This is a genomic window from Pseudomonas sp. GW822-FHT07A10, from assembly GCF_058798795.1.
The window spans coordinates 427,130-440,187 of sequence record NZ_JBXAKV010000001.1; the positions used below are offsets into that span (position 1 = coordinate 427,130).

Annotated in this window: 11 protein-coding genes and 1 pseudogene; 10 read left to right on the plus strand and 2 right to left on the minus strand. The window is 60.2% G+C overall.

Annotated features, from left to right (window positions below):
* Positions 1–25 precede the first annotated feature (25 nt).
* The 4 genes and pseudogenes from AC1RL4_RS01815 to AC1RL4_RS01830 form a co-directional block, all read left to right on the plus strand.
* A complete protein-coding gene (locus AC1RL4_RS01815) occupies positions 26–448 on the plus strand; it encodes a RidA family protein (protein ID WP_019578597.1) in 423 nt (140 codons plus the stop codon).
* Positions 449–505: 57 nt separating this feature from the next.
* Positions 506–1,798, plus strand: coding sequence for an NAD(P)/FAD-dependent oxidoreductase (locus AC1RL4_RS01820; RefSeq protein WP_028940841.1), 1,293 nt, complete (start codon positions 506–508; stop codon positions 1,796–1,798).
* Positions 1,799–1,832: 34 nt separating this feature from the next.
* Positions 1,833–2,681, plus strand: coding sequence for an alpha/beta fold hydrolase (locus AC1RL4_RS01825; protein ID WP_204125076.1), 849 nt, complete (start codon positions 1,833–1,835; stop codon positions 2,679–2,681).
* Positions 2,682–2,691: 10 nt separating this feature from the next.
* A pseudogene (locus AC1RL4_RS01830) lies at positions 2,692–2,799 on the plus strand (aldehyde dehydrogenase family protein); the annotation flags it as partial.
* Here the strand turns inward: AC1RL4_RS01830 and AC1RL4_RS01835 are convergent.
* On the minus strand, positions 2,787–3,530 hold the full coding sequence (locus AC1RL4_RS01835; RefSeq protein WP_019578600.1) for a GntR family transcriptional regulator: 744 nt from the start codon (positions 3,528–3,530) through the stop codon (positions 2,787–2,789). The pseudogene AC1RL4_RS01830 and the gene AC1RL4_RS01835 sit on opposite strands and share 13 nt — an antisense overlap.
* A gap of 135 nt (positions 3,531–3,665) precedes the next feature.
* On the opposite strand from AC1RL4_RS01835, the gene AC1RL4_RS01840 reads away from it, so the two are divergent.
* The 4 genes from AC1RL4_RS01840 (at position 3,666) to AC1RL4_RS01855 (ending at position 8,691) form a co-directional block, all read left to right on the plus strand.
* Entirely contained in the window at positions 3,666–4,505 is an 840-nt protein-coding gene (locus tag AC1RL4_RS01840; RefSeq protein WP_230172174.1) for an ABC transporter ATP-binding protein, read from the plus strand.
* Positions 4,502–5,503, plus strand: coding sequence for an ABC transporter substrate-binding protein (locus AC1RL4_RS01845; protein WP_019649018.1), 1,002 nt, complete (start codon positions 4,502–4,504; stop codon positions 5,501–5,503). Before AC1RL4_RS01840 ends, AC1RL4_RS01845 begins: the two co-directional genes overlap by 4 nt.
* Positions 5,504–5,510: 7 nt before the next feature.
* On the plus strand, positions 5,511–6,260 hold the full coding sequence (locus AC1RL4_RS01850) for an ABC transporter permease (RefSeq protein WP_007941346.1): 750 nt from the start codon (positions 5,511–5,513) through the stop codon (positions 6,258–6,260).
* Positions 6,261–6,321: 61 nt separating this feature from the next.
* A complete protein-coding gene (locus tag AC1RL4_RS01855; protein WP_230172175.1) occupies positions 6,322–8,691 on the plus strand; it encodes a hypothetical protein in 2,370 nt (789 codons plus the stop codon).
* Between the two features lie 50 nt (positions 8,692–8,741).
* Here the strand turns inward: AC1RL4_RS01855 and fdhA are convergent, their stop codons facing one another.
* On the minus strand, positions 8,742–9,941 hold the full coding sequence (gene fdhA / locus AC1RL4_RS01860) for a formaldehyde dehydrogenase, glutathione-independent (RefSeq protein ID WP_019578605.1): 1,200 nt from the start codon (positions 9,939–9,941) through the stop codon (positions 8,742–8,744).
* A 390-nt stretch (positions 9,942–10,331) separates the two neighbouring features.
* Here fdhA and AC1RL4_RS01865 point away from each other — a divergent pair, with 390 nt between their 5' ends.
* Both AC1RL4_RS01865 and AC1RL4_RS01870 read left to right on the plus strand, forming a co-directional pair.
* Complete coding sequence (locus AC1RL4_RS01865; protein WP_230172177.1) at positions 10,332–11,594, plus strand: serine hydrolase domain-containing protein; 1,263 nt, start codon at positions 10,332–10,334, stop codon at positions 11,592–11,594.
* Between the two features lie 117 nt (positions 11,595–11,711).
* Entirely contained in the window at positions 11,712–13,049 is a 1,338-nt protein-coding gene (locus AC1RL4_RS01870; RefSeq protein ID WP_230172178.1) for an alginate export family protein, read from the plus strand.
* The last annotated feature ends 9 nt before the right edge of the window (positions 13,050–13,058 follow it).

Genomic DNA, 13,058 nt, shown 5'->3' on the forward strand with positions numbered 1-13,058 from the left:
CACTAATATTGACGAGGCATTCCACATGACAAACATCATCAAGCTCAAGACCGGTTCCCCGTTTGAAGATCAGGCCAGTTATTCGCGCCTGGTGGTCGTGGACAACTGGATCTACGTGTCCAACACCGCAGGCCGCAACCCACAAACCAAGCTGATCCCGGAAGATATCCTCGAACAGACCCATCAGGTATTCGCCAACATCGAGGCGGCCCTGGCGGCGGTCGATGCGAGCCTGGCGGACGTGGTGTGTTCGCGGGTGTTCATCCAGGACCCCAAGGACGTACCTGCCGTGATGGCCCTGATCGGCGAAAAGTTTCGCGGCGTTGATCCAGCCAGCACCGTCACCTGTCCGCCCTTGGGGTCGACGGTCTACAAGGTGGAGCTGGAAGTGACGGCGTATCGCAACGCGTCGAAGGCGCACGTTGAAGTCATTCGACTGTCGCAGTAACTGTCACGCGGCCATGCGCAGGCGTGGCCTACCTCATTCGTTTACCGAGTCTTGATCATGGCACCCACTATAGCGCCCGTGAAAACGTCTACCGTGTTTCCCTCCGCAACCTCCGTCGTCATCATTGGCGGCGGGATTATCGGCCTGACTGCAGCGTTGACATTGGCCGAACGCAATATTGCGGTGGTGGTGCTGGAAAAAGGTCGTATCGCCGGCGAGCAGTCGTCACGCAACCTGGGCTGGGTACGCAAGACCAGCCGCCACGCGGCCGATATCCCCCTGGCCCTCGCCGCTGACCGTCTGTGGGCAAAGATGCCTGAGCGGGTAGGGGCGGATGTCGGGTATCGCCAGGAGGGCATCATGTTCGTGGGTCGCAACCTATCGCAGATGGCGATGCATGAGGGATGGCTCAAGTCGGTGGAGCATTTGTCGCTGGATTCACGGCTGCTCAGCAAGCGCGAGATTGACGCGTTGGTGCCCGGTGGCGTGGGTGAATGGGCCGGTGGCATCTTCACGCCGTCCGATGCGCGTGCAGAACCGACGCTGGCAAGCAGCGCTATCGCCAAGGCCGCCATGGCCCTGGGTGTGGTGATTATCGAGCAGTGCGCGGTACGGACGCTGCAGATGTCCGCCGGCACGGTCAGTGGCGTGGTCACCGAGCAAGGTGAGATTCGCTGTGATCATGTGCTGCTGGCTGGGGGGATGTGGTCACGGCGTTTTCTGGGCAACCTCGGAGTGTCGTTGCCGACCTTGCCCTTGACCTGCTCGGTGCTACGTACTCACCCAATGGAGGGGCCGACGGAAATTGCTGTCGGCGCACCGGATTTTTCGTTTCGCAAGCACAAGGACGGCGGCTTCATCATTACCCAGCGCGGCAAACTGGATGCCTTCCTGACCCTCGACCACCTGTTGCTCGCCAAGCAATACATGCCGCAGTTCCGTGCGCAACGCAGCGTTCTGAACGTGTCGTTGGGCAAGCCTTTTTTCAATGACCTGGCGCTTGCCCGGCGTTGGAAATCCGACAGTGTCAGCCCGTTCGAGCGCGTCAGGGTGCAGGACCCGGCCGCCAACCCGCGGCTCAATAACGATGCGATGAACAACCTCATTGCGGCCTGGCCGGTATTTGAACAGGCGCGGATTGCCCAGGCCTGGGCAGGCACTATTGACGTCACGCCGGATTCCAACCCGGTCATTGGGCCGGTCGCGCAGATTCCGGGGCTGACCGTGGCCACCGGCTTCTCGGGGCACGGCTTCGGCACGTCGCCGGCGGCAGGTCACCTCGCCGCGGATCTCGTCAGCGGTCATGCGCCGATCATTGATCCAAGCCCTTATCGGTTCGATCGTTTCTAGGTCGGTCGAAGCCACGCATATAAGGAACCAAACGATGCCTTCTGACAGCTGTTTCTTTACCAACCGATCTGGCTTGCGCCTGCACTTTTTGCGCTGGGGTGAATCCACCGGTGTGCCTCTGGTGCTATTGCATGGCTTGCGGGCTTATGCCCAAACCTGGGAATCGCTGGTGCAATCTCTGGGTGCAGGCTACTGCATCTATGCCCTGGACCAGCGCGGTCGAGGACTGAGTGACTGGGCCGCGCCCGGCAGCTACCACACGCAGTCGTATGTCGAGGACCTCGAGGACTTGGTCGCCCATGTTGGCTTGTCGCGTTTTGTATTGCTGGGGCACTCATTAGGGGGCGCCAACGCCCTTGAATATGCGCGGCAAAATCCGGGGCGATTGATTGGCTTGATGATCGAGGACATCGGCCCCGGCTCCTCAATCCAGGGCGATGGCGCCGCGCGCATTCGCCGCGAAATGAGCCAGACGCCTTTGCAGTTCGATAGCTGGGAGGCGGCCCGCACATTCTGGCAGGCTTCGCGCCCTGGGTTGTCGGAACAGGGCCTGGCATCAAGGCTCACTCATTCGATGAAAGAGAGCGATGGCGTGATCACCTGGCGCCATGATCAGCAGGGTATTGCCGAGGCGCGCCTGAGTATCGAGCCGACGGACCTATGGCCGGCGGTACGCGCGCTGGATTGCCCGACCCTGTTCATTCGCGGCGGCCGCTCGGACTTTCTGCCACCCGCGATGCTGCAGGCGATGAGCGCCAGCAATCCGCACGTGCGGACGGTGGAGGTCGCAGGCGCCAGTCACTATGTACACGATGATCAAGGCGAGGTGTTCAACGCGCTGGTCGCAGGCTTTCTCAAAAGTCTTGAGCTCCCGGGCCAATGAAACCCACGGCACGGTGAGAATCAAACCGGCGATGGAAACCCCATTGACCGCCTTGCGTCGGGTTGAATTGGCGATTGAGGCGGGCATTCCTGCGGGTGCACTGATTCAGCTGGCGGGTCTGGACTTGAAGACACCACTCAAGACAAAGGCATAACGTTCTGGGCGGATGTAGAAGGTCGTACGGTCGCAGCAGCGGCCGTCGGCAAACCAGGAGGTGCGCTCCATGACCAGCAGTGCCGCGCCACGTTTGATGTGCAAGGCACTGGCCAGGTGTTTATCGGCTTCTTGCGCGCGGATCGCCAGATCGGCTCGGGTGACCGCCATGCCAGTGATCGACTCGAGAATGGAGTAAATCGGTTGATGCTCGACTTCAGTCCAGACCACGCTGGCCAATTCGGCCGGTAAATGGCTGCGGCCCAGCGCGATGGGTTCGTCATCGACGAAATGCAGTCGTTCCAGAAGCAGGCAGTCGTCCGCTTCTTCAAACAAACCACGCAACGCCTCTGGAACCGGCTGCAGGGTATGGCTGATGACGCGCATGCTCGGTTCGAGCCCTTGCAGCAACAAGGCTTCATGAAAACTACGCAACGCGTCCAGGCCGTGCCGCACCTGTTTGGCCGCCACGAAGGTGCCTTTGCCTTGTTTGCGCTCCACTACGCCGTCGTCGCTGAGTTTGCCCACCGCCAGGCGAACGGTGACGCGGCTCACCGCAAAACGTTTACCCAGCTCTGCTTCTGACGGCAGCTTGCCGCTTGGCTCAAAGTCGCCGCGTTGAATCTCTTCCAGCAATTGCTGGGCGATCTGCTCGTAGAGTGAGGTGGTGCTGTCGCGAAGAATAGACGTAGACACTGTCGGTTTCCATGGCCTTGGAGGAGAGCGGTGCGCCTTCACTTCTAAGGTTATAAAAATAGGTTATTGGGACTACTTGTATTAATACGTATTATGTCAGGTAATCCCATTGTAAACGACCTGACGACACTTGCCATGTTCAAAACCCTCCCTTACGCACAGCAGCAAGCCGATGCGCTGACGGTCGATGACATCAGCTTCAGCTACCCCAATGGGCATCGCGTGTTTTCCTCTTTCAGTCTGAACGCCAGGCCCGGTGAGTTCGTCGCGATCCTGGGGCCATCCGGCTGCGGGAAAACCACCTTGCTGAACTTGTTGTCAGGTTTTGTGCAACCGCAAAGTGGTCAGATCTGTATCAACCAGACGGCGGTTCGTCCAGAGCGTTCGGAGTTGGGTTATGTGTTCCAGGCGCCGCAGTTGTTTCCCTGGTTGAGCGCCTTGGAAAACGTCCGTTTCGGCCTGCGAATGGCGGCTCGGATCAACGAATCGCAGCAGCGTTCTCAAGCCTTGCAGTACCTTCGCCTGGTCGGTCTGGAGAATGCTACGCATCGGTTGCCGCATCAGCTGTCTGGCGGCATGCAGCAGCGGGTTTCCTTGGCCAGGACCCTGGCATTGGAGCCCAGCGCGTTGCTGATGGATGAGCCATTCGCTGCACTGGATGCCATCAGCCGCAACAGCATGAACGAAGAGACCTTGCGCATCTGGGCTGAATTGGGTCAGACGGTGCTGTTCATTACCCACGATATCGACGAAGCGGTGTTTCTGGCGGATCGGGTCATCGTGCTCAACATCGCCCCCGGCGGTATCCACAGCGAACTGAATATTCATTTGCCGCGCCCTCGCTCCAACCTCGAAACCCGCCGGTTGCCGGCCTTTCTCGATTACCGCAATGAGCTGATGGAGCGTATTTCCCAGGTCATGGAAGTGCCTGCAGCCTCCGCTTACCCAACCCGCCAACCTGAGTTGACAGCATGATCAAACATTCGCTGCTTGCCCTTTCCTTGTCTGTTGCCGCCTTGGCAAGCAGCGTATTCGCCATGGCTGGCGAAGAGAAACCCTTGCGTGTGGGTTACGTATTCGCCATGGCCAACGCCCCGGCGTTGATCGCCGACAAACAGGGCTACTACCGCGAGGAAGGCTTGAATGTCGATCTCAAGGCCTTGGGCGATGGTCCGGTAATCCAGCAGGCGCTGGCCGCTGGCGAGCTGGATGTGGCCTATGTCGGTACGCCGCCGGTGTATCAATGGTTTTCCCGGGGGCTGCAAAGCCGGATTCTGGCCAAGGTCAATTACGGTCAGGCTGCGGTGATTGTCGACGCCAAGAGTCCGGTTACCGCCTTGGATGAACTCAAGGGGAAAAAACTGGCCGGGGTCAAGAAGGGCAGTGGCATGGATGTGCTGCTGCGCGGCTATGTGCTGAAAGAAAAGGCCGGTCTCAATCCTGACAAGGATCTGGACATCATCGACATGCCACCCGGCAATATGAACGCGGCGCTGGAGCGCGGCATTGTCGATGCGGCGTTTTCCTGGGAACCCTTTGTCAGCCAGTCGTTGTTGCGCGGGTCGAGCCGGATCCTGCTCGACGTCAATCAGGCGCTGCCGAATTACCCTTGGTACGTGGTGATCGCCTTACCGAAAACCTTGCAGGAGCGACCGGACGATGTGGTGAGGCTGCTGCGTGCGCACCGCAAGGCCATCGCCTTTCTCAACGAGCACCCCGATGAGTCGAATCGGATCATCGCCGAGGCGTTCAAGCTTGAAGCGGTGCAAGGCGTAGACGGCAAGACCATCGCCCCGCAAGCCATCGTCGCCCAGGCACGTACCCGGTTGGGCTGGTCAGCGGACTTGCAGTCTGCGGATATTCAATTCATCCAGCGCCTGATGAATTACTCCCACGACCTGGGCTTTATCGATACCACGCTCAAGACCGAACAGATCGTGGATACCTCCTACCTGCAAAAAGCCTCGCACTGAGTCTGTCATGTCCTTGCCAAAACCGAATTGGGGATGGGCGTCACTGCCATTCCTGCTGTTGATCTGGATGGCCCTGGCCAGCCGCTTTCCCACTTACATCCTGCCGCAGCCATGGGATGTTGCCCGCGAGGCTGTGCGCTGGCTGGGCGACAGTTCGCTGTGGCAGCACCTGCGGGCCAGCGTCCTTGAAGAGGTTGGCGGCTTTTGCGCGGCGGTGGTCGTTGCGGTGCTGCTGGGTACTGCCGGTGGCCTGTCCTCGCGTTTTCGCGATTTCATCTCGCCGCTCAACAGCCTGTTCATGGCGATCCCTCCGATCGCCTGGGCGCCGCTGATCATGATCATTTTTGGCTTGGGCTATGTCTCCATCGTGTTGGTGATTTTCATTGCCGCGATGTTCCCCATGGCCGTGACCATTCAGGAGGGCGTGCAGAGTATCCGCGGCGGTGAAGTCCGTGCGGCACGCACCTTGGGCGCCAACCGCTGGCAACTGCTGGCCCACGTTTACCTGCCGGCCTCGCTGCCCTTCGTGACGGCGGCGTTGCGCATCGGCTTCAGCCAGGGCTGGAGGGCATTGGTCGCGGCGGAAATGATCGGTGCGTCCCAGGGCATCGGCTGGATGGTGTCGACGGGTGGGCAGATCGGCAACAGCAGCCAGGTGCTGCTGGGCATTGTGGTGATCGGCCTGATTGCCTGGCTGATGGAGAGTTTTGTGTTCAGGCGTATCGAGCGTCATTACCAGAAATGGCGAGTGCAGTAAGCATCGTCATTTGACTTCAACCCCCTTCAAACCTTCAGTGGACCACTGCACGAGGTGTCATGTGAGTAACGTTTTCGATCCCCGCGAAGCCGGGTATTACATTGCCCCTCAAGGCCTCTACGAACGCAACAAACAACGCCCGTTTCTGGGCAGCATCCACTGTGATCGTGACACGCTGATTGCTGGCCAATGGGATGAAATCACCTTGGTCTACGAGGTCGGCGGCAGCGGCCTGGCGGACGGCGCCTGGCTGAAACTGGCCTTCAAGTTCTACTCCGACTGGGCCTTGTTCCAGACCTCGAATCCGACTGGCCCCAACTATGTCAGCGCCGAATATCAGGCAGGCGAGCTGGTCCCTGGCCAGAGCCAGGCCTCTGTGCAGCATCTGAAAGTGCGCTTCGACCAGAAGGGGCATGAACGGCCGTTTCAGAAAGCGATCATCATCGACATCATCGACGGTTACCTGAATCCGGGAGACAAAATAATCATTCGCCTGGGCGATCGTCGTCAGGGCGGCGCGGGTACGCGGGTGCAGAGTTTTGTCGAGAAGGACTTCCGTTTCCGTTTGTTCATCGACCCGCTGGGCAGCTCGAAATTTGCCGAGGTGCCGGGTGACCCGCTGCTGAACATCGTGCCGGGACCGGCGCAAAGCGTGCAGTTGATCGTGCCTCGCCTGGTCAGCGCGGGTGAGGCGTTCGACGTACTGCTCAGGGTGGATGATGCCTGGGGCAACACCTGCCGCAACTTGCCGCTCCAAGGTGTCCTGACTTTGGTTGATCCCGAAGGGGGGGAGCGACAACAACCGTTCACCCTGGCGGCTGAAGGTTGGGCGACTGCCCGGCTTGAGGGTTTTGATCTCGGTGCGGTGGGGGAGTGGCGCTTGTCGGCCGAGGTGGCGGCACCTTTTGTGCGTACCGCTCGGGCGTTTGTCACGGTCGATCCGGCTGGCACTGCATTGCGCCCGCTGTACGCCGACCTGCATGTGCACTCCGATGACACGGTGGGCACCAACGACACCTTGTACAACCTCAGCTACGGTCGCGATGTCGCCGGGCTCGATGTCCTCGGTTACACCGCCAATGATTTCAATATCACTGAGCAGCGCTGGGATCAGGCGGTCAACCTGATTCACGAACTCAATGAACCAGGACGATTTGTTTGCTATCCCGGCACCGAATGGTGCGGCAACTCTTGCGCGGGCGGCGACCGTAATGTGGTGTTCCTGCATGACCGCAAACCCGAGTTTCCCTTCGACAATCAAGGGCGGCTGGTGCGTTCCTTCGAATGGAACGAATTCACCGCCGGCACCATCAAGCCGGGTGCCTGGCCGGTGGATGAGTTGTATGCCGCCTATGCCAAGGACCCCGAAGGGCATTTGATGATGCCTCACGTCGGTGGGCGCCGTTGCAACCTCGACTGGCACCATCCGGAGCTGGAGCGCCTGATCGAGGTCGGCTCGGCCTGGGGGCAGTTCCATTGGGTCTACGCCGAAGCGCTTCAGCGTGGCTATCGAGTGGGTGCCGCGGCGAACAGCGATGAGCATCAGGGGCGTTGTGGCGGTGGTGTTCCGGCCACGGCGGTGTTCGGCTCTCGCGGCGGGCTGACTGGCGTGGTGGCCGAGGCCTTCGATCGAGCCAGTGTTGGCAAGGCACTTCGCGCCCGTCGCACTTTTGCCACCACCGGCGAGCGTTCATTTGCCAGCCTGCGCCAGGGCCAGCATTTCATGGGTGAAGTGTTCACCGCCGATGCAAATGCCACGCTGGACTATCGACTGCTCGGAGAGGCGGGCTGGGAGCAGGTCGATCTGTTCGATGGCGACAAACTGATCTGGTCGCGCAACCTGCACCAGGAATTGGGTTTTTCCAGCCAACGTATTCGTCTGCGCCTGGGCGGCGCAAGGATCAAGGACCGTTATCGCGGCGCCTACTGGACCGGCGAGATTCGCGTGACGGGTGCGGTCATCAACGGCTTTCGCGCCTTGGGTCTCGATCACCCCGAACAAACTGTATGGCGCAAGGATGCAACGGTTCTGGCCTTTCGCACCGACACCAACGGCGACACCGACAGCATCGAAATCGACTTGTCGCAATTGGCCGGCGCCACGCTGCAGGTTCATAGCCGCATCGATAACTACATCAAGGTCGGCGACCCGTCTGAACCGCAACCTTACGTGCATGCGCCGACGGTGGTGATGGAGTTGTCCGGCGATGAGTTGCTGGTGCAATCGCAAGTGACCGAAGAGCTGCCGGGCGCGGAGTTGAAGGTGTCCCTCGAAAGGACAACCGCTGCGCCGCTGCCTCGTGAACTGCAAGGGCAAATCGAGCTTGCCCGATTGAATCTGGAGCAGGGGCGTGAACATCCATTGTTCATCTGCGCCCGGCAGCGCGATCAATCCCGAGTCTGGACCTCGGCGCTGTTTCTAACGTTATAAACGGCCATAAAAAAGGGCAGCTCAAAGCTGCCCTTGTCCCAACCCATTCCTTAGGCTGCGGTAAACAGCCTGTGCGGATCCATGACGAATTTCTTCGGCGCCCCGGCATCGAACTCGTGATAACCACGCGGCGCGTCGTCCAGGCTGATCACCTGCACGCCGACGACCTCGGCAATCTTGATCCGGTCCCACATGATCGCCTGCATCAGCTGACGGTTGTACTTCATCGTCGGGGTCTGGCCGGTGTGGAAACTGTGGGACTTGGCCCAGCCGAGGCCGAAACGGATGTTCAGGCTGCCATGCTTGGCGGCTTTGTTGACCGCACCCGGGTCTTCGGTGACATACAGACCGGGGATACCGATATTGCCGGCGACCCGCACCACGCCCATCAGCGCGTTGAGCACATCGGCCGGGGCCTCGTGCTGCGCGCCGTCATGGCCGTGGCCACGGGCTTCGAAGCCGACCGCATCGACCGCACAATCGACTTCCGGCTCACCGAGCAGGTTGGCGATTTGCTCGTGCAGCGGAGTGTCCAGGGTCAGGTCGGCAATCTCGAAGCCCTGGGCCTTGGCATGCGCCAGGCGCAGCGGATTGACGTCGCCGACTATCACCACCGCCGCACCCAGCAGACGGGCGGAGGCGGCGGCAGCCAGTCCGACCGGACCGGCACCGGCGATATACACCGTGCTGCCAGGGCCGACACCGGCGGTCACCGCGCCATGGTAGCCGGTCGGCAGGATATCGGAGAGGCAGGTCAGGTCGCGGATTTTCTCCATTGCCTTGTCGCGGTCGGGCAGCTTCAGCAGGTTGAAGTCGGCATACGGCACCAGCACGTATTCGGCCTGGCCGCCAACCCAGTCACCCATGTCCACATAGCCATAGGCACCGCCGGGGCGCGCCGGATTGACCGTCAGGCAGACGCCGGTGTGCTGCTCCTTGCAACTGCGACAACGGCCGCAGGCGACGTTGAACGGCACCGATACCAGGTCACCGATCTGCACGTTTTCCACGTCACGGCCCTTCTCGATGACCTCGCCGGTGATCTCATGGCCAAGCACCAGCCCGACCTGGGCCGTGGTCCGGCCACGCACCATATGCTGGTCGGAGCCGCAGATATTGGTCGAAACCACGCGCAGGATCACGCCATGGTCAATGCGCTTGCCGCGCGGGTCTTCCATTTTCGGATAGGGGATGGTCTGCACCTCGACCTTGCCTGCGCCGAGATACACGACACCACGATTACCAGACATGATTTCACCTCGCTTTTGTTGTTGTGAGAACACGGCCCTTGTACTGCGAAGGGTCGCGCGGCCTTACAGTGCGGCGGTAAATGTCTTGCGTTTGCGCGTGAATGCAGATGGGTTGGAAGTCACCTTCCAACGATGCGTGATAAGCAGTCATCGTATTGATCCTACGCCTGGTATCAGCACCCTGCGAGGGCATTTAGCACCCAATTACCCCCCCGGTTGGCAGGGCTGTCGCAGGAGTAACGGGCGCTGAACGCCGTGTTTGCCCCCCCATCAAAGCACAGCGCTAAAAATATTTTTATCTGATAAATGTTTTATTGACTAAAAAATAATACCGGGTAATTATTTCCCTGCATCTGCTTTCACGCAGAGTCATTTTGCAGGGGAAACCCGATGAGTCAGAACACCGTGCCGTTGCTGGCCAGTCTTTACATCGAGACGAATGAATCGTCACTCCACAGGCGCTTGGCGCCTTTGTTTATGCAGGGTTTTCCGGCCGAGCCGAAACGCCGCGTCACCTGGAACAACTGGATGCGTCCACCGTTCAATCAGTGGGGGTTCCGCAATCTGGCGCGCCTGCGTCCCTCCATTGATGTGGAGGCGGGTGGCGGACCGGTCAGCGTCTTGAAGGAAGCGCCACAAGCGCTGGACGAACTGCACTTCGACAGTGAATGTGGCTTGAGCGTCAGTGTCATCGATCATCTGGTGGTCAGTCAGACCGACGCCTTTTTGGTGATGCAGGGCGACACCGTGCTGTTCGAGCGTTACTTCAACGGCCAGCGTCCCCGGGACCGGCACGTCATGTTCTCGGTGACCAAGTCGCTGATCGGCACCCTGGGGGAGCAACTGGTCTGCGATGGCATCCTCAATCCGGAGTTGCCGGCGGCGTTTTACGTGCCCGAACTGTTGGGTAGCGCGTTTGGCGATGCCACGGTGCGCCAGCTGTTCGACATGGCCGTGGGCATCGACTACAGCGAAGTCTATGACGATCCCAACTCCGAGAGCTCGCAGTACGGCTATGCCTGCGGTTTCCAGCCGGCACCTGCGCAGTACGCTCAGTTCGAGTCGCTGTATCAGTACCTGCCGTCGCTGAAAAAACGCGGCAGTCACGGCGGCTTTTTCCATTACGTGACCGCCACCACCGAAGCCCTGGCCTGGGTCATGGAGCGCGCTTCGGGCAAGGCTTGCAATCAATTGCTGCAAGACATCTGGAGCCAGTTGGGGTGTGAGCGCGACGGCTACTTCATGGCCGATCCTTGGGGGCGTAGCGTTGCCGGTGCCGGTTTCAACGCCACCTTGCGAGACATGGCGCGGTTCGGTCGGCTGCTGGCCAACGACGGTCGCCATGATGGGCTGCAATTGCTGTCGACCGAGACGGTTGCACGCATTTGCGCCGGCTCCGATCCAGCGATCTACGCCAAAAACTCCGAGTTCTCCCAATGGACTCCTGACGCTTCCTACCGCAGCCAGTGGTACGTCTTCAACGACCACAGCCAGGCGATCATGGCCGGTGGTATCCACGGCCAATACCTGTTCGTCGATAAGCCGTCCGGTGTGGTGATCGTCAAGCAGTCATCGCTGACCGAGGCTGTCAGCCCGTTCGATGCTGACAGCGTGCGCCTGCTGCGTGCCATCGCCGCGCACCTTACTCACTGAAACGCCTCATAACGACAAGAAGTTTGCGACCTATTCGCCTGGCTCGACCAGGTGTTGGCGGCGCTTTGCGCCGCCATTCACTGCCCTGTAACAACAATAATCACACAGGAGCTTCATATGGTTCTCATGACGCGTTTCTCTCGAACGCTCTTAGCGGTCGGCTTACCCCTGACCGCCCAAGTCGCGCTGGCGGGCTACACCTTCGAGGATGGCAACCTCAAGGGTGAGGTCAATTTCACTGCCGGCGGTGCGACCCTTTCCACCCGTAACGTCAACTTCGGCAGCGGCCGCGTCGATGCGCGCAGTGGCAAGAATGGCGGTACGAAAATCGACTGGCAGGAGTTCTACGTCAAGCCCGGCGTCAAGCTGGAATACGCCCTGCAGCCAGACTTCAGCCTGTTGGCCGGTGGCTCGCTGGTGGCGGCGACCACCTTTGGCGACGGCGATGCCGGCGGCTTCACCCGCAGCTCTGATGGTGACGTGGCCACCGAAGAACTCTACGGTGGTTTCCGGGCCGGGGAGTGGACGCTCACAGCCGGTCGCCAGAACTACATGATCGGCACCGGCTTCATCGTCATGGACGGTAACCTCGACCAACTCAAGGACGGCGCCTACTGGCTTGGCCCCAGAACCGCCTTCAAGGATTCGGCCATTCTGGCCTGGGATCATGGCGCATTGAAAACCCAGGCCTTCACCTTGCGGGTCGATGACGATCTGGGTGACTTCCGCATGACCGGCGCTAACCTGGACTACAACCTCGACGACCAGGTGACACTTGGGGCCATGGCGATGAAGGTCAATGCGCTGGGGCCCAAGGGCAGTACACTGCCACGACGCCGGGACGGGATGCAGGTGTACAACGTGCGTGCGTTGAAGGCCAAAGTACCGGGCGTGCCGGACCTGACCCTGAATGCCGAATACGCCGTGGAACGGGGCAGTGGTGACGGCGTGGATTACGATGCCAACGCCTGGTACGGTCAGGCGGATTACGCCTTCAACACGTTGCCGCTGACCCCGGTGATCGGCTATCGCTACGCCAGTTTTTCCGGCGACGACAACCTCGCCGACAACCGGCAGAAAGCCTGGGAGTCGCTGAGCAAGGGCTTCGTCGACTGGAGCACCTGGCTGGTGGGGGATGTCGTCGGCAACTACCTGCTGTTCAACAGCAACGAAAACGTCCAGCAGTTCTCGCTCAAGACCCACCTCAATGAAACGCTGACCCTCGGCGCGATCCACTATCAGTTCTGGCTGGACGAGAAAAACTACATGGGTGCGCAGGTCAGCGATCGGCGCTTTGCGGACGAGAGTGTGGTTTTCCTCGACTGGACCCCGACGCCGTCGTTCTATACGTCGCTCTCCTATAACTGGGTCAAGCCGCTGGCCGCTGCCAGGCAGGTGTTCGGCGATGACCAGAAATTCAGTGCGCTGGAACTGTACTTCACCTACCGCTATTAAGTGCCGCGA